Origin of the sequence: Pantoea sp. S61 (assembly GCF_016625145.1) — a bacterium.
In the GTDB taxonomy this organism is placed as follows: domain Bacteria; phylum Pseudomonadota; class Gammaproteobacteria; order Enterobacterales; family Enterobacteriaceae; genus Pantoea; species Pantoea rwandensis_B.
This window is the reverse complement of the sequence record NZ_JACVUO010000005.1, coordinates 299138-315883: the sequence shown is the minus strand read 5'-3', so window position 1 is coordinate 315883 and position 16746 is coordinate 299138. Positions and strand designations below refer to the sequence as shown.

At 54.5% G+C, this 16746-nt stretch carries 14 protein-coding genes and 1 tRNA gene; 7 read left to right on the top strand and 8 right to left on the bottom strand.

Annotated elements, in window-relative coordinates; all coding sequences use genetic code 11:
* Positions 1-8 precede the first annotated feature (8 nt).
* The 3 genes from aaeB to IAE30_RS13415 all read left to right on the top strand — a co-directional run bounded on the left by aaeB (position 9) and on the right by IAE30_RS13415 (position 3828).
* Positions 9-1961, top strand: a complete 1953-nt coding sequence (gene aaeB, locus IAE30_RS13425; protein WP_200536561.1) for a p-hydroxybenzoic acid efflux pump subunit AaeB — start codon at positions 9-11, stop codon at positions 1959-1961.
* Positions 1962-2072: 111 nt separating this feature from the next.
* Positions 2073-3527: an NAD-dependent succinate-semialdehyde dehydrogenase gene (locus IAE30_RS13420; protein WP_081946710.1), complete on the top strand. Its 1455-nt coding sequence runs from the start codon at positions 2073-2075 to the stop codon at positions 3525-3527.
* A 31-nt stretch (positions 3528-3558) separates the two neighbouring features.
* Positions 3559-3828 (top strand): hypothetical protein, encoded by a 270-nt coding sequence (locus IAE30_RS13415; protein ID WP_034831139.1) that lies wholly within the window; start codon positions 3559-3561, stop codon positions 3826-3828.
* 60 nt (positions 3829-3888) lie between these two features.
* Here IAE30_RS13415 and yhcN (IAE30_RS13410) read toward each other — a convergent pair whose 3' ends face one another.
* From yhcN (IAE30_RS13410) to argR, 4 genes are all read right to left on the bottom strand, one after another.
* Complete coding sequence (yhcN, locus tag IAE30_RS13410) at positions 3889-4155, bottom strand: peroxide/acid stress response protein YhcN (RefSeq protein ID WP_038644381.1); 267 nt, start codon at positions 4153-4155, stop codon at positions 3889-3891.
* Between the two features lie 106 nt (positions 4156-4261).
* Positions 4262-4528 carry a YdgH/BhsA/McbA-like domain containing protein gene (locus IAE30_RS13405; RefSeq protein ID WP_034831135.1) on the bottom strand — a complete coding sequence of 89 codons (267 nt, stop codon included), beginning with the start codon at positions 4526-4528 and terminating at the stop codon, positions 4262-4264.
* A 90-nt stretch (positions 4529-4618) separates the two neighbouring features.
* Positions 4619-4882 carry a peroxide/acid stress response protein YhcN gene (yhcN, locus tag IAE30_RS13400; protein WP_034831133.1) on the bottom strand — a complete coding sequence of 88 codons (264 nt, stop codon included), beginning with the start codon at positions 4880-4882 and terminating at the stop codon, positions 4619-4621.
* 490 nt (positions 4883-5372) lie between these two features.
* A complete protein-coding gene (gene argR, locus IAE30_RS13395; protein WP_034831131.1) occupies positions 5373-5843 on the bottom strand; it encodes a transcriptional regulator ArgR in 471 nt (156 codons plus the stop codon).
* A gap of 420 nt (positions 5844-6263) precedes the next feature.
* Here argR and mdh point away from each other — a divergent pair, with 420 nt between their 5' ends.
* On the top strand, positions 6264-7199 hold the full coding sequence (mdh, locus tag IAE30_RS13390) for a malate dehydrogenase (RefSeq protein ID WP_200679956.1): 936 nt from the start codon (positions 6264-6266) through the stop codon (positions 7197-7199).
* A 46-nt stretch (positions 7200-7245) separates the two neighbouring features.
* Here mdh and mscM read toward each other — a convergent pair whose 3' ends face one another.
* The 3 genes from mscM to rsgA all read right to left on the bottom strand — a co-directional run bounded on the left by mscM (position 7246) and on the right by rsgA (position 12632).
* Positions 7246-10581 carry a miniconductance mechanosensitive channel MscM gene (gene mscM, locus IAE30_RS13385; RefSeq protein WP_038644385.1) on the bottom strand — a complete coding sequence of 1112 codons (3336 nt, stop codon included), beginning with the start codon at positions 10579-10581 and terminating at the stop codon, positions 7246-7248.
* A gap of 14 nt (positions 10582-10595) precedes the next feature.
* On the bottom strand, positions 10596-11492 hold the full coding sequence (asd, locus tag IAE30_RS13380; protein ID WP_038644387.1) for an archaetidylserine decarboxylase: 897 nt from the start codon (positions 11490-11492) through the stop codon (positions 10596-10598).
* A gap of 93 nt (positions 11493-11585) precedes the next feature.
* Entirely contained in the window at positions 11586-12632 is a 1047-nt protein-coding gene (rsgA, locus tag IAE30_RS13375; protein WP_034829385.1) for a small ribosomal subunit biogenesis GTPase RsgA, read from the bottom strand.
* 103 nt (positions 12633-12735) lie between these two features.
* On the opposite strand from rsgA, the gene orn reads away from it, so the two are divergent.
* Together orn and IAE30_RS13365 are read left to right on the top strand one after the other, a co-directional pair.
* Positions 12736-13284, top strand: a complete 549-nt coding sequence (gene orn / locus IAE30_RS13370; protein ID WP_200679954.1) for an oligoribonuclease — start codon at positions 12736-12738, stop codon at positions 13282-13284.
* Positions 13285-13577: 293 nt separating this feature from the next.
* Positions 13578-13653, top strand: a tRNA-Gly gene (locus tag IAE30_RS13365).
* A gap of 435 nt (positions 13654-14088) precedes the next feature.
* Here IAE30_RS13365 and queG read toward each other — a convergent pair.
* On the bottom strand, positions 14089-15228 hold the full coding sequence (gene queG, locus IAE30_RS13360; protein ID WP_038644394.1) for a tRNA epoxyqueuosine(34) reductase QueG: 1140 nt from the start codon (positions 15226-15228) through the stop codon (positions 14089-14091).
* Between queG and nnr the strand changes: the two genes are divergently transcribed.
* Positions 15227-16744: a bifunctional ADP-dependent NAD(P)H-hydrate dehydratase/NAD(P)H-hydrate epimerase gene (nnr, locus tag IAE30_RS13355; RefSeq protein ID WP_200679952.1), complete on the top strand. Its 1518-nt coding sequence runs from the start codon at positions 15227-15229 to the stop codon at positions 16742-16744. The genes queG and nnr overlap by 2 nt on opposite strands.
* Positions 16745-16746 lie beyond the last annotated feature (2 nt).

Genomic DNA, 16746 nt, shown 5'->3' with positions numbered 1-16746 from the left:
AGGGCGTTATGATTGAGTTTTTGCGTTTCCCGGTGAAGCTGACATTTGCGCTGGTTGCAGCGCTGATGATTGGCTTTCACTTTAATCTGGAAACGCCGCGTTGGGCGGTGATGACCGCCGGCATTGTTGCCGGTGGTACCGCCTTTGCTGCGGGGGGCGATCCCTATTCTGGCGCACTGCGCTATCGCGGCATTCTGCGCATCATCGGTACGTTTATTGGCTGTATTGCCGCCCTCACTATCATGATCGCCACGGTGCGTGCACCGGTGGTGATGCTGCTGCTGTGCTGTTTATGGGCGGGGATGTGCGTCTGGCTCTCCTCGCTGATCAAAGTCGAGAACTCCTACGCGCTAGGTTTGGCTGGTTACACTGCGCTGATCATCGTGGTCACCGCCGATGCCAGCGGTGGCTTAACGCTGGCACCGCAATATGCCGTTGAACGTTGCAGTGAAATCGTCATTGGGATTCTGTGTGCGATTCTTGCGGATATGCTGTTTTCGCCGCGCTCGATCAAAAAAGTGATTGATGCCGAAGTCGATTCGCTGCTGGTGGCGCATTACAAACTGCTGCAACTGTGTGTCGCCCACGCGGATAAAGACGAGGTGGATCGCACCTGGAGCGCGCTGGTACGTCGCACAACGGCACTCAACGGCATGCGCAGCCAATTGTTGATGGAATCTTCGCGCTGGAAAAATACCAGCCGCCGGTTACAGATGCTGAATACGCTGTCGCTGACGTTGATTACGCAAGCAGCTGAAACCTTCCTGATTCAAAACGCCCGTCCGGATTATATTCCGACGCAGTATCGCCTGCTGATTGAGAAAGACGTTCATAACGTCGATGACGTGCATAAGCGCATGAAGGTGATGCGTCGTTTAATCAGTGTCAGCAATAAAACCGTGCCGATGACGGTGGCAAGCTGGGTCGGTGCAGCAACAGAGTATCTGCTGCTGATTAATGGTGTGCGCAGTAACAGCCGCATTACCACGCTGGAAGAGAGTATCCTGCAGCGCGAAGTGGTGATTCAGGCACGTTCGGCGGAAACCCATCATGCGATGATCAACGGCGTGCGTACCTTTGTGGCGACCGCGCTCGGTTCTCTGTTTTGGCTCTATACCGGCTGGACTTCGGGCAGTGGCTGTATGGTGATGCTGGCCGTCATCACCGCGCTGGCGATGCGTATGCCGAATCCGCTGATGATGGCGAAAGATTTCTTCTACGGTATGGCCTTCGCCGTGCCACTCGGCATGCTCTACTTCGTCTATATCCTGCCAGCCACCCAGCAAAGCGCGTTGCTGTTGTGTATCGCGATTGGCGCACTCGGCTTTATCGGCGGTATCTTCGTGCAACGACGTCAGATTGGTACGCTAGGTGCGTTGATTGGTACCATCAATGTGCTGGTGCTGGATAATCCGATGAAGTTTGAGTTCAACGTCTTCCTCGATAACGCCCTGGGCCAGTGGATCGGCAGCTTTGTGGCGATGATGGTCATTCTGCTGATTCGCGATAAATCCAAAGCACGTACCGGCCGTAAATTGTTGAATCGCTTTATGTATGCGGCTGTGGCGGCCTTGACCACTAATCAGGCGCGCCGTCGCGAGAACCATCTGCCCGCGCTCTATCAGCAACTGTTTCTGCTGCTCAATCTGTTCCCCGGCGATATCGACAAATACCGCATCGCGCTGACGCTGATTATCGGCCATCAGCGACTGCGTAATGCTGAAGTCCCGGTTAACGCGGAGCTTTCGGCTTATCACCGCCAGTTGCGATACACCGCCGATCGCGTGATTTCAGCCACCAGCGATGACAAGCGGCGCTACTACTTTGAGCGTTTGTTGAAGGAACTGGAGATTTATCAGGAAAAGCTCCATCACTATTCGGCACCGGAGAGCGTTACCGAACCGGTGAAACGGCTCTCGTCGATGCTGGATAAATACCAGAACACCCTCATCCAAATCTGAAATCGGCCGCTGCACCTTGCAGCGGCCTTTTTGATCCCACGCTGAAACAAAACCCGATGATATTGGCATCTATACTTTCCTGACTGGATGAAAACTAGCAGGAGAAGAATGATGTCCACCTCTCTACAACAACACGCGCTGTTTAAAACCGGCTATTTCGCTGCGGGCCAGTGGCACACCGCCAGTGACACCTTTGACGTCACTAACCCGGCAACCGGCGAAGTGCTGGCCAAAGTCGCCCGAGCGGGTAAGGCGGAAACCGAGCAGGCCATCACTGCCGCTCAGCAGGCTTTTCCGGCATGGCGTGATAAAACCGCGAAACAGCGCGCGGAGATCCTTCATCGCTGGTATCAACTGATCATTGAGAACAAAAGCTGGCTCGGGCAGCTCATGACGGCCGAGCAGGGCAAACCCCTGAAAGAAGCCGAAGGCGAAGTCGAGTACGCCGCCAGCTTTATTCAATGGTTTGCCGAGCAAGCTAAACGTGCCAACGGCGAAATCATCCCGCCTGCGAAACCCGGATCACGCATTTTGGCAACACGTGAACCGATTGGTGTGGTGGCGGCTATCACGCCGTGGAATTTCCCGATGGCGATGCTGACACGCAAGCTTGGCCCGGCGCTGGCAGCAGGCTGTACCGGCATCATCAAACCGGCGAATAATACGCCGCTGTGTGCCTTTGCACTGTTGGCTCTGGCACAAGAAGCCGGTGTACCTGATGGCGTGTTAAATGCGGTGGCGGGCGATACCCATGCCATCAGCGACGCCATTATGGCTAGCCAGGCGGTGCGTAAAATCTCGTTTACCGGGTCGACCGCCGTGGGCAAAACGCTGATGCGCAACGCAGCAGACACCATGAAGAAAGTCTCGATGGAGCTGGGCGGCAATGCACCCTATATCGTGTTTGAGGATGCGGATATTGAGGCGGCGGTACAGGGTGCAATAGCCAACAAATTCCGCAATGCGGGCCAGGTTTGTGTCAGCGTGAACCGTTTCTATGTGCACAACGCGGTCTACGATCGTTTCGTCAATCAACTGGCCGATGCCGTGGGCAAGCTGAAAGTAGGGAATGGCGTTGAAGAAGGCGTAATTGTCGGCCCGCTGATCGAGCGCTCGGCGCTGGAGAAAGTGGAAGAGCACGTGAAGGATGCGCTGAGCAAAGGCGGTAAGTTGCTGATCGGCGGCGAGCGTCATCCGCTGGGAGGCAACTTCTGGCAGCCGACGGTGATTGCCGAGGCGCATGAGGGGATGATGCTGGCCCAGGAAGAGACCTTTGGTCCGGTCGCCGCCTGCTTCCGCTTTGATGATGAAGCCGATGTCATTCAGCGCGCCAATAACACGGAATACGGATTAGCCGCCTATTTCTACACGCAAAATCTGCAACGGGTGTTCCGCGTCTCGGCGGCGCTGGAGGCCGGGATGATTGGCATTAATGAGTGTGCCGTATCCACCGAACTGGCACCGTTTGGCGGTGTAAAAGAGTCCGGTTTGGGACGTGAAGGATCGGTGCTGGGAATGGAAGAGTACCTGGAAGTGAAAGCGCTGCATATTGGTGGGCTTGCCTGACGGGCGGCCCTGCCTGCAAGAGGGAATCACGATGAGAACCGAGCGTTTTGATTTTGACGAAATCGTCGATCAAGCCCATTTCTATCGCCAGTTCAGCGATCGTTTTGCGCTGGCGGATCTGGCCATCAGCGATCTTGACGATCTCTGGGATGCGATACTTGGGGAGCAGCTGCCGTTGCCGCTGGAAATTGAGTTTGTAAATCTGGGGACAGGGCAGAAACGCCGGTATGGCGCATTAATCCTGCTGTTTGATGAAGCAGAAGAGGAGCTGGAAGGCCAGCTCCGCTTTAATGTGAAGTGACAAGCCGAAAAAGGGCCCCGGCGAGCGGGGCCAAAGGGTTCGTCAGAAATTGACGAGGAATTATTTATACAGCTCGGCGGTCACGTGATAGCTGTCGCCGGTTTTCGCTTCAATCACTTTATAAGCACTGGCACCTTGTGCATCGGCTTTCTGAGAAAGCTCAGAACGATAATCCATTGGCGAACCGCCGGTACCGCTGATGGTGATAGTGCTGCCGGTAGGTTGCAGATTTTGCGCCTGCTCATCAGTTACCAGTTGTGCTGCTGATGCACCAAAGGCAAACAGGGAAAGAAGGCTGGCGGCTGCGATGGTTGCTTTGATTTTCATGATTTTTTCTCCTCGTTGTAATCAACAACCTGCGGCAAAAAGTGGGTGAGGCGGGTCGTCGATCAATTGTCTGGCGCCGTTCAGGCGCCCGACGTTCGATGTATTCTTATTTGTACAGTTCTGCAGTCACGTGGAAGGTGTCGCCACGGTTATTCTCAATGATGCGGTAATGGCTGGCACCCTGAGCATCGGCTTTCTGCGACAGTTCCTGACGGACGTTAGTCTGATCACCGTCAACACCGCTCACACTGATGGTTTGATTCAGCGGTTGCAGTTGCTCGGCTTGTTCGTTAGAAACCAGGCTGGCGGCACTGGCACCGAAGGACAATACGGAAGCCAGACCTACGATGGCGATAGCTAATTTGGTTTTCATGATTCACTCTCCTGAAATGGGATTTGGCAACCTGAGAGGCAAATGCGTCTCAAATGGGTCGCCGTTCACACTGCGTCTTGTTCGGTCAACTTATTTATAAAGCTCAGCGGTGGCGTGATAGCTGTCGCCGGTATTCGCTTCGATCACACGGTAGGCTTTAGCACCTTCCTGATCGGCTTTAGCATTCAGCTGCTCATGGATATCCATCGGAGAACCGCCCACGCCGCTCACACTAATGGTGCCGGCAGGTTGCAGATTCGCTGCCTGTTGGGCATTGATAGAATCTGCTGCAAAAGCACCAAATGACAGGGCAGATAGAACACTCAGGGTTGCGATAGTAGTTTTAACGTTCATGGTATTTTTCCTCGTCTTCTGTTTTTATCTTTTTCTTTCGTGTGATTTGCATCACGAAAACAAGTATAGATCTAATCACCCATGAAATTAATATCTGGCTAATAATGTTTGGTTGTTATTCTTTATCCTTATGGCACCTTTTTAGAACTGGAAGTTATTAAAACCGGTCAATCATTAACCATTGACTGTTATTTATTCGTAAAAACAATGATCTGCATCAAATTATCTTTTCGTGCGAAAGATCATGGTTGATCTCGCTGGCTGATACGCCATAAGAAGCTATAACCACTGAGCACAATATGTAAAGCAGTGTAAAATAGCGCGAATGGTTAAGAAGGGGAAAAGGTCGTACCAATATTTCGACGGATGCAGAACCGGCAGCTATATCGATAACTTATTATTAAAAAAGGATTTTGTAACAAGCGTGGCGGGTAACGGGTCATCAGGAAGGATGTTACCGGCAGATGATCTGCCGGTTAAGACCAGGGTTTTATAGTTCCTGTTCGAATAAAACCAGTACGGCATCGTGCAGCTGTTTTACGGAGAAGCTACGTGCAGGGGTAATAAAAATGGTGTCATCCCCCGCGATAGTCCCGAGAATGCCTTCCGCTTTACCGAGTGAATCCAGCAGGCGTGCAATCAGCTGCGCAGCACCCGGGCTGGTGTGAATCACCACTAAGGCATCGTTGTAATCGATATCCAGCACCAGATTCTTCAATGGGCTGGTGGTGGTCGGCACGCCCAGTTCGGCTGGCAAACAATAAACCATTTCCATTTTGGCATTGCGGGTGCGCACGGCACCAAACTTGGTCAGCATACGAGAAACTTTTGACTGGTTAATGTTCTCGAAGCCGTCTTCCTGCAGTGCCTGCACGATTTCGCCCTGAGAGCTGAATTTTTCTTCTTTTAATAACGCTTTGAACGCTTTGATCAAGTCGTCTTGTTTTGATGGGTTTCGCATAAGCTACCAATAAAAGAGGGGTGCAGCAGGCAACAGGCCAGCGGCAGATAAATTATTATGCATTTAGATGAATTTTTATGCAATAAGCGTAGTGAGAGAATCGCGCTAATCAACTGCGGACAGGCATCATAGCAGAGTTTTGTGTTGCGCCAAAATCGCGGGCTGACGCGCAAAGCGAAGGTTGCAATGTTGTTATAGTATTGAAGTGGTAACAACTATATCGATGATCATTGCCGTCCATTGTCTTCTGGCTGCGATTGTATCATTCAGGCGACTTCTGAAGTGGAGATGTCTCGGGAGCCGATTGCGGCGTCATGTTATTGCGCGACAGGTTTGTCGCTATCGCCTGAGAAGTTGATTAAACTCGTAACCTGATGGATTTTCGGCATATCTCTGCCCCACCTTCATAAGGAGTTCAGGATGAAAGTTGCCGTTCTCGGTGCAGCCGGTGGTATTGGCCAGGCGCTCGCACTGCTGCTCAAGACTCAATTACCCGCAGGTTCCGCTCTCTCACTTTATGATATCGCCCCGGTCACGCCCGGGGTGGCGGTTGATCTCAGCCATATTCCTACCTCAGTGAAGGTGGAAGGGTTCAGTGGCGAAGACGCGACACCTGCTCTGCAGGGCGCCGATATTGTGCTGATTTCTGCGGGTGTGGCACGTAAACCCGGCATGGACCGCGCCGACCTGTTTAACGTTAACGCAGGCATTGTGCGTAACCTGATCGAGCAGGTTGCCAGCACCGCGCCGAAAGCGCTGATTGGCGTGATCACTAATCCGGTTAACACCACGGTGGCGATTGCGGCTGAAGTGTTGAAGAAAGCCGGCGTGTATGACAAGAACCGCCTGTTTGGGGTCTCAACCCTCGACATTATCCGCGCCAACACCTTTGTTGCCGCGTTGAAAGGCAAGCAGCCTACCGAGATCGAGGTCCCGGTGGTGGGGGGGCACTCAGGCGTGACAATTTTGCCGCTGCTGTCGCAGGTTAAAGGCATCAGCTTCAGCGAACAGGAAGTGGCTGACGTCACTAAGCGTATTCAAAACGCCGGCACCGAAGTGGTGGAAGCGAAAGCTGGTGGTGGATCGGCGACCTTATCCATGGGGCAGGCTGCTGCGCGCTTTGGTCTCTCACTGGTGCGTGCGCTGCAGGGTGAAGCAAACGTGGTCGAGTGCGCTTATGTTGAAGGGGACGGTGAGTATGCGCGCTTCTTCTCTCAGCCGCTGCTGATCGGCAAGAACGGTATCGTGGAACGTCGCCCGTTGGGTTCTTTGAGTGCGTTTGAACAGCAGGCGCTTAACGGTATGCTGGAAACGCTGAAGAAAGATATCGCGCAGGGCGAAGAGTTTGTGAAGTAACGCTCAGCAGAAAAAACAACGCCCGGTGATTGCCGGGCGTTGTCATTCATAAGCCGCCAGATTTAAAGGTCTGGCTGGACGGTGAGCCATTGCTGGCCGGTGTTTTACGCCCCAGCGTTTCCATACGCACCTGGAATGGTGGGAACGGCATCTCAATGCCGTGCTCTTCAAAGCCGCGCAGAATCAACTGATGCAACTCATGACGCAGCGGCATGCGGTGGCCCATCTCAGCCGCGTGCACACGCAGTTCAAACAGCTGAATGCCTTGCTGTAAATCCACCAGGAACACATCCGGTGCGGGCATATCCAGCACGTAGGTACAGCGCTCGGCCGCCTGCTTGAGAATGTTGGTGACTTCATCACTGTTGACGTGTGCTGGAGCCGGGATGGTCAGCACCACACGCGTGACAGAATCCGACAACGACCAGTTAACGAACTGCTCAGTGATAAAGGCCTTGTTCGGCACGATGATCTCTTTACGGTCCCAATCGGTAATCGTCGTGGCGCGGGTATTGATGCGGGTAATGCTGCCGGTCAGATCGCGAATGGTGACGGTATCGCCGATACGAATTGGCTTTTCGAACAGGATAATCAGACCAGAAATAAAGTTGGCGAAGATCTCCTGCATACCAAAGCCCAGTCCCAGACCTAATGCCGCCACCAGCCACTGCAGTTTTGCCCACTCAACACCAATAATCGAGAAGCCGACTAACCCGCCAATCAACATCAGTACGTATTTGGTCAGGGTGGTAATAGCGTAACCGGTGCCGGGCGTCAGGCTGATGTGTTGCAGCAGTGCCAATTCCAGCAGGGCAGGCATGTTGCGCACCAGCTGGGTGGTAATAATGAACACCAGGATGGCAATCAGCACCGCACCCAGCGTTATCGGCTGCACGCTCTCCACGCCCTGCACCGTGGTGCTGGCATCCCATAGCGGGATATTATCGAGGAAGCTAAAGGCCGAGTGAATTTCCGACCACAGCACAATCACCGATACCAGCGCAATCAACGTCAGAATGGAGCGCACCAAACGCAATGACTGCGCGCTGATCTCATCTAAATCCAGGCTCGGCTCTTCAATTTCGATGGTATCGGCGTTGGCGGGCGTTTGTTGATCTTTCTCTTCTTCGCTGCGCGCACGGTTCGCCAGCATATCGGCACGGCGTTGGCGGGCGCGATCAAAGGCGATGCGGCGACGTTGGATCAGCATCCAGCGGCGAATAATGTGGTAAATCACCAGCAGGAAGAACCAAATGCCTACCGAGGTTTCCAGGCGTGCCAGCAGGGCCTGCGCCGTTGCCAGATAGCCGATGCAGGAAGCCAACGCCGCCACCAGCGGGATGGCAATCATCAGGTTCCACAGAATGCGGTTAACGAAGTTGTCGCCGTTGCCCTCTTTATCCAGATACAGCGGAATGCCTGCACGTTTGAGGCTGACGGTGACAATACTTAACGCACCGCAAATCAAAATGAAGCACAGGCGACCGAGCGTGCCGGAGAACTGCGGATCGTCCAGATTGGCAAAGGCAATCAGCAGCATGATCAGCGGCACAATCAGGCCAACCGTCAGAGAGTAGTAACGCATAGCACGCGCTACCCGCGCCTGCGGCCAGCGGAAGTGCACCACAAATAGCCCATCATGACGCGCAAAAGCAGCACTGATCATAAAGGCCCACAGCAGCGGCAGCGTGGCGGTGATGCCATCTCCAATCGCAACGGCAAACGGATAAGGCCAGGCGTGCTGCAAACCAAAGCCCAGCGCGGCCCACAATACCGGCAGCGGCACGGCGACCAGAATCGACCAGAACACGGTGCGCAATGTCAGGCTAAAGCGGTCCTGGGTCACTTTGCCCACTTTGCTGGCGGAACGCGCCATAAAGGCATTGTAATGACGGCGCGAGCTGATGCTGAAGCCCACCAACAGCACTGCGCAGATGATTGGCATCACGGTTTCTTTGCTGGTAAACATCATCGCCAGCGCTTTACCGAGTTGCCCTAAGGTATCCAGCGACAGCAGGCGGGTTAAGTCACGCGCCACGTCAATCGGATACTTCAGGTCGATGGCGCTGACATCCGCCGTCCAGAACAGATAACGGTGGGTGGCTTCCTTCACTTCACCCAGGGCGTCCTGCAACTGCGTGTTCGACACCTTCAGCTTGGTGATTTCCAGAATCAGTGTATCGCAGCCGGAGATCAGTGAATTGAGCAGCTCGCGCTGGGTTTTCAACTGGGCATCAAGAATACGGGTTTGCTCGCTGGTGAACGGCGTGCCGTCATCCTGCTTCTCTTTGCGCAGATCCTTTTGCCGCTCCAGCAAATCTTCATAATGCAGTCGTTGTACACGCAGCTGGCCCATCTCGCTGTCGATCTGCTGCGACTTCGGCATATCCGGCAATCTGGCGACTTGCGCACGCAAGGCTTCACCCAGCAGATTCGAGGCGCCCAGCCATTGTGATTGTTCGCGCAGCGTGCTGAGAGCCTGGCGCACCTGTAGCGTTTGGTTGGTGGCCAGACGTTGCTGCGAAGCGACCAAATCCATACGTTGGGCCTGCGCATTCAGGTCGGCTGATAGCTCACGGTTGACGCGGAATTGATCGCTGATCGAAGCCGGTAAATCGCCACTGTTTTCCGCCAGCTGTTCAGTGCGTTCGAGCGCCAGTTCCGCTTCTCGCTGACGCTGGTTATTCAGTTGATTGCGCAGCGACTGCAGATAGTTATCCAGCTGCGTCACTTTGCGCTGATGCACCTCCGCCCGCATACGCGCCAGCTCCTGGCGATTATTGGCGGAGAGCTGTGCCAGTTCTAACTCATCCACGCGCGCTTTATTGGCGGCATTCTCGGCCAGTCGGGCATATATCTGCGCCTGAGCCAGCGGCGTAGCGGCCGCAGAAAAGCCCTGAGCACGGCGATCGCTTTCGGTCATCGCCCGGCGCGCGTCAGTCTGCTGCTGCGGTAACTGTGAAAGTGAATCGCTGATCTCACGTGCGCGGTCCTGCTCTTGCTGCGCCTGACGGCCTTCTTCCAGCAGCTGGCTGCTGATTTGCAGGATTTCCTGATCCAGCTCGGCGCTGCTCATGTTGGTGCGCACCGTTTTACTGCTGTCGGTCAGCGTGGCAATCTGCTGACGCAGTTCACGTGCCAGCCGTGGGAAATCATCAATCACCTGCTGATACTGTTTGGCACGCTCAAGCGATTCATCACGCTCAGAGAGGAAATTGATCGCCGCTTCAATCGCCTGAACTTGCTCGGCTTGAGCGGGAGAGGCTTTGGCGGATTTGGCCGCATCCAGTTCCTGCTTCAGCTGACTCGCAGGAGGAACGGTGGCTGCCAATACAGAACTGCTGAGCACCAGGCTCAGCAGCAGAGAGAGAAAAACGCGCACGGGATAGGTTCCGGTTATTCAGCGAGCGGGGCGCTTTCGCCGGGCTGCGGCAGGGCAATCGCCAGCGGTTGGCCAAGACGGGTTTTACTCTCGGCTTCGAGACTTTCCGCCAGCTTGACGCGGCCCGGTGCGAACAAGTTAATCACCGTCGAACCGAGTTTGAAACGCCCCATTTCCTGACCTTTCAACAGCACAACAGCGCCGTCATGATCGGCTGAAGGATAACGCCAACGTTTAATCACCCCTTCACGTGGTGGCGTAATGGTGCCCGCCCACACGGTTTCGATGCTGCCCACAATAGTCGCTCCCACCAGGATCTGCACCATCGGGCCATGATCGGTATCGAAGACGCAGATCACACGCTCATTGCGTGCAAACAGGTTCGGGATGTTACGTGCTGTCAGCGGGTTGACGGAGTAAAGGTCGCCCGGCACATAAATCATTTCGCGCAGAATGCCGTTACAGGGCATGTGCACACGGTGATAATCGCGCGGTGCGAGATAGGTGGTGATGAACTCGCCATCGACGAACTTTTCCGCCAGATCGTCGTTACCGGCCAGCAAGGCCTGCAACGAATAGTAATGGCCTTTCGCCTGGAAGATCTGATCGCCTTCGATGCGGCCTAACTGGCTCACCGCGCCATCGGCAGGCAGCGCCAGCAAGGTCGCGTCGGGATCAATCGGGCGCGCACCCTCTTTTAGCGGACGCACGAAGAAGTCATTGAAGGTGCGATAGCTACCGGTATGGGGTTTGCTGGCTTCGGCCATATCCACTTTGTAGTACCAGACAAAAATGTCGATGACCGCTTTGGTCAGCCAGCCACCGCGACGACTGGCGCCCCAGCCGGCAAGTTCGGTCAGCCCTTTTTTAGGCAGAATATGATTCAGGCCGAGTTTAAAACGATCAAACACCGTTGCCTCCTGGCTTAATTACGCTTGGTTTACACAAAAGGGGGCGGATTGTAGCAGCGCCCCGGTCAGTTGGCGAATGTGCCGTTGTACCCGTTAATCTTCGCTGGCGGAAAAGTTTTTACGCGTTTTTACCTGCGCCATACTCTCCAGAATCCGGTGGTAGTTATCGAAGCGCGAGATGTTGATTGTTCCTTCCTCTACCGCTTCGCGAATGGCACAGCCGGGATCGGTATCATGCTTGCAGTCGCGGAAACGGCAACCGCCGATAAACTCACGAAATTCGACAAATCCACGGGTGATTTGTTCCGGCTCCAGATGCCATAAACCGAATTCACGTACGCCTGGAGAATCAATCACGTCGCCGCCGTGCGGGAAGTGATACAGGCGTGAGGCGGTGGTGGTGTGTTGGCCCAGACCGGAGTTATCAGAGACATCGTTGGTCAGAATCTCATCGCCCGCCAATTCCAGTCCCAGCAGATTGTTCAGCAAACTGGATTTACCCACACCAGATTGACCCGCAAAAATGCTCACGCGATCGGTTAAGGCCTGTTCCAACTCCGCCAGGCCATCTTTGGCACGGCTGGAGACCATCAACACGCGATAGCCAATTTTGCGATAGATATCCATCTGCTCATCCACAAACGCGCGGGCTTCCGCGTCGAGCAGGTCGGTTTTGTTCAGGACCAGCAGCGGCTCAACGCCCAGGGTTTCACTGGCCACCAGATAACGATCGATGATATTGAGCGAAAGTTCCGGCAGGATCGCCGACACAATGATGATCTGATCGATGTTCGCCGCGATCGGTTTGACGCCATCATAGAAGTCCGGACGGGTCAGCACCGTTTTACGTTCGTGGACCGCTTCTACGATGCCTTTGCCGCCGCCAATCGCCGCACGCCACAGCACACGGTCACCGGTGACCAGCGAACGAATGGTGCGACGGATATTGCAGCGATGCACTTCGCCCACGCCATCTTCCACATCTGCGTGCATGCCGAAACGGCTGATCACCACGCCTTCGCTCGCTTCTCCAAACAGGTTGTCATCCGGTTCCGGCTTTTCATTCCGTTGCTGCAGACGACGCTGATGGTTAGCGCTTACGCGACGTTGTTGACCCTTCGACAGTTTATTTTTGCTCACGCATCCTCTCACGGCTTTCGCCAGGCTTCGCCCCGCTGGGCAAAACGTCTATGATACACCTGAAACGAGTGTAATGACGACTTTGGCAACAGGCGGGAAACGCATGACAGCTGGAAATGAAAATAATCTGATTTGGATCGACCTGGAAATGACCGGATTGGATCCGGAGCAGGATCGCATTATTGAGATCGCCACGATCGTCACCGATGCCAACCTGAACATTCTGGCAGAAGGCCCGGTGTTTGCGGTGCATCAGTCTGATAAGCAATTGGCATTGATGGATGAGTGGAATGTGCGTACGCACACCAACAGTGGCTTGGTCGAACGTGTGAAAGCCAGCCAATACGACGACCGTGCTGCAGAGCGGGCGACCATCGAATTTCTCAAGCAGTGGGTTCCGGCCAACACTTCTCCGATTTGCGGCAACAGCATCGGCCAGGACCGTCGCTTCCTGTTCAAATACATGCCGGAGCTGGAAGCCTACTTCCATTACCGTTATCTGGATGTCAGCACGCTGAAAGAACTGGCGCGTCGCTGGAAACCGGGTATCCTGCCAGGCTTCAAAAAAGCCGGCAGCCATCAGGCGCTGGACGATATTCGCGAGTCCGTTGCTGAGTTGGCGTATTACCGCGAGCACTTCTTGCAGCTTTAATCGGCAAAGGGTGCGCAGGAAATCATCAGGTTGCCGATTAAAGCAGCAAACGAACTGAAAGCGCAAAATTTTGCTTTTAGACTCTTGCGACTGAAAGGATTTCTCGTATAATGCGCACCCCGTACCGGTGAAGAATTTACAACGGTGCGCAGCAGTAACACGAAGTTCCGGAATCAAGTATTTCGGTTTGCGGCAAGGCAGCAACGAAACGAATCACAGAGAGCTTACTTCAGTAAGTGACCCGTGTGAGTGAAGGAAGCTAACGCAGCTGCGAATTGAAAGACGAAGATTATGCGGGAATAGCTCAGTTGGTAGAGCACGACCTTGCCAAGGTCGGGGTCGCGAGTTCGAGTCTCGTTTCCCGCTCCAGATTTTCATATTCACTAATGTTATTTGCTCTCGGGCGTAATCAGACTTAAAACTGCTGCAGTCTTTATCGATCTTATGCGGCCTGTTTTTCTTTCTGGAAATTTTACGCACCGCATTAGCACCAATGATGCCTGTAGTCTGTTGCAGTTATCTTACAGGTTATCCACAATGCGCCTGCAACGTGCTGACGGCGTTTTACCCTATCTGCAAAACTGTTTTAAACAGAGTTATCCACAAGCTCTGGACAAGCCCCTGCGCGCTAAACTCTACATTAATGTTTACAGTAATTACCTAACTAATTGTTTTTATTGTATTTATAGGTATTTCAGTGTGTGAATAGTCTTGCTAGACGATATAACGATCCCCGTCACTATTCGGCTCTATAATTTTATTCACAGCATGTGGAAAAGGATTTTATCCTGCGCGATTGGTCATTCACGCATCACGGGCCAGGCCTTTCTCGACGGCGCGCACTAAGCGCTGTTTCTTAGCGGGCTGAACCTCTACCCCCTGTGCTGCACGTTTCTGTAACTGCTGCGCGATGGCCCAGTCAATATGCTCATCCAGCATGGCGTGTTCACCGCTACGCATTTGCAACGCCGCCAGATTTTCCTCTGCCCAGGGCGCATTGCCCAATGCCACCGCGATGTTCCTCAGCCAGCGCAAGTGGCCGATGCGACGAATCGCCGAGCCTTCCGTGACACGCAAGAATTTCGCTTCGTCCCACTGAAAAAGATCCACCAACGGTGGCGCGTGCAGCACCGCACGCGGTGAGAAATCATCTTCATCGGTTAACTGACCGTAACGATTCCACGGACAGATAAGCTGGCAATCGTCACATCCGTAGATGCGGTTACCAATCAGCGGGCGGAACTCTTCCGGTATCGCGCCTTCGAGTTCGATGGTGAGATAGGAAATACAGCGCCGCGCGTCAACCACATAAGGCTCAACGATGGCGGAAGTAGGGCAAATAGTGATGCAGGCGACGCAGCGACCGCACTGTTCTTCCTGTGGCTGATCGACGGGCAACGGCAAATCAATCAGCAACTCGCCGAGAAAGAACCAGGAACCGGCTTCACGATTGAGAATGAGCGAGTGTTTACCGGTCCAGCCCAGGCCTGCTTTGGCGGCAATCGGGCGCTCGAGAATCGGTGCGGAATCGACAAACGGGCGGAAATTGAGTTCGCCACAATGCGCCTGGATCATCTCTCCAAGCTTTTTCAGTCGATTGCGCAATACTTTGTGATAATCGCGGCCCAGCGCATAGCGGCTGACATAACCCAACTGGGGATTTTTTAAGGTACTGGCAAACGCTGCTTTCGCGGGAAGATAGTTCATGCGCACGCTGATCACGCGCAGTGTGCCGGGCAGGAGTTCGTGTGGGCGGGCACGCATCATACCGTGACGCGCCATCCAGTCCATTTCTCCGTGATACTGCTTCTCCAGCCAATCCTGTAATTTGGGCTCTTCAGCGCTGAGATTGGTATCGCAAATACCAACCTGCTGAAAGCCAAGTTCGCGCCCCCACAGTTTAATTTGGTGGGCAAGCTGTTGAAGATCGAGAGGGTATGACATGAGAAACCAGGCAATTGAAGCAAACCCGCGCAGTTTACCACACTCTGTCTGGCCTGCGCAGGCGATAGGGCAACTGGAGCGCGATGCGGCGGATAGCCTGGGTTTAACCTTGTACGAATTAATGCTGCGCGCCGGGCAGGCGAGCTATGAGCGAGTGCGGGCACAGTGGCCGCAGGCGCAGCACTGGCTGATTCTCTGCGGACAGGGTAATAACGGGGGCGATGGCTATGTGATGGCGCGGCTGGCGCAGGCGGCGGGATTGCGCGTCACATTGCTGGCGTGTAGCGGCAATAAACCCTTGCCGGAAGAAGCACAGCAGGCGCAAGAAGCCTGGCTGGCGGCGGGAGGGGTGATACATGCCCCGGATGCGCCATGGCCGCAAAACATTGATGTGATCGTCGATGCATTGCTCGGTACTGGCATCAATCGTGCGCCAGCCGCACCTTACGCTGAATTGATTGATCTGGCCAATGCACATGCCGCACCCATCTTCGCGATAGATATTCCCTCGGGATTGGATGCCGCCACTGGCACCGCGCCTGGCAACGCCATCAACGCGGATGTCACCCTGAGTATGATTGTGCTGAAACCGGGATTGTTGACCGGTAAAGCTCGCGATCACGTGGGCCGGTTGCATTGTGATGCACTAGGGCTGAACACCTTCCTTGCAGGCGAGACGGCCCCCATTCAACGCTACGATGCGGCTGATCTGGCGCACTGGCTGAAACCACGAAAAGCCACTTCGCACAAAGGCGACCATGGACGTTTAGTGGTGGTGGGAGGGGATACTGGCACCGCCGGGGCAATCCGAATGACGGCAGAAGCAGCGCTGCGCAGTGGTGCTGGGCTTGTGCGCGTGCTCACGCATGAAGATAATATCGGCCCGATTCTGACGGCACGGCCGGAGCTCATGGTCGATGCGTTGGGTGAAGAAACGCTGGAGCAAGCCCTGCAATGGGCTGACGTGATCGCTATCGGACCCGGACTGGGACAACGCGATTGGGCTCAGAAGGCACTGAAAAAAGTCGCGGCCAGTGAAAAGCCGATGCTTTGGGATGCTGATGCGCTTAACCTGCTGGCAATCAAGCCGGATTACCGTCAGAATCGCATCATCACTCCGCATCCTGGCGAGGCCGCACGACTGTTAGGCGTTAAGACCCGTGAGGTCGAACGCGATCGCTTACAGGCGGCACAAACGCTGGCAAAACGCTATGGCGGGGTGGTGGTGCTGAAAGGCGCAGGCACGATCGTGGCCAGCGCGGCAGGTGACATCGCGATTGCGGATGTAGGCAATGCGGGGATGGCATCCGGCGGCATGGGCGATGTACTGAGCGGTATCATTGCGGCCATGCTGGGCCAGAAACTGACTTTACTTGAGGCAGCCTGCGCGGGCTGTGTCGCACACGGTGCAGCGGCAGATGCGGTTGCCCGGCAGCGCGGTACGCGCGGCATGTTAGCCACTGATTTGTTCGAACTGCTGTGGCAGTTTGTTAATCCAGAGATGATCCAACAATAAAG

Bases quoted from the DNA above. Each gene is read 5' to 3' on its own strand.
- mdh (WP_200679956.1), top strand. From the start codon at position 6,264: ATGAAAGTTGCCGTTCTCGGTGCAGCCGGTGGTATTGGCCAGGCGCTC.
- IAE30_RS13420 (WP_081946710.1), top strand. From the start codon at position 2,073: ATGTCCACCTCTCTACAACAACACGCGCTGTTTAAAACCGGCTATTTC.
- IAE30_RS13405 (WP_034831135.1), bottom strand. From the start codon at position 4,528: ATGAAAACCAAATTAGCTATCGCCATCGTAGGTCTGGCTTCCGTATTG.
- queG (WP_038644394.1), bottom strand. From the start codon at position 15,228: ATGTCATACCCTCTCGATCTTCAACAGCTTGCCCACCAAATTAAACTG.
- argR (WP_034831131.1), bottom strand. From the start codon at position 5,843: ATGCGAAACCCATCAAAACAAGACGACTTGATCAAAGCGTTCAAAGCG.
- yhcN (WP_034831133.1), bottom strand. From the start codon at position 4,882: ATGAACGTTAAAACTACTATCGCAACCCTGAGTGTTCTATCTGCCCTG.
- nnr (WP_200679952.1), top strand. From the start codon at position 15,227: ATGAGAAACCAGGCAATTGAAGCAAACCCGCGCAGTTTACCACACTCT.
- yhcN (WP_038644381.1), bottom strand. From the start codon at position 4,155: ATGAAAATCAAAGCAACCATCGCAGCCGCCAGCCTTCTTTCCCTGTTT.
- aaeB (WP_200536561.1), top strand. From the start codon at position 9: ATGATTGAGTTTTTGCGTTTCCCGGTGAAGCTGACATTTGCGCTGGTT.
- IAE30_RS13415 (WP_034831139.1), top strand. From the start codon at position 3,559: ATGAGAACCGAGCGTTTTGATTTTGACGAAATCGTCGATCAAGCCCAT.
- orn (WP_200679954.1), top strand. From the start codon at position 12,736: ATGACAGCTGGAAATGAAAATAATCTGATTTGGATCGACCTGGAAATG.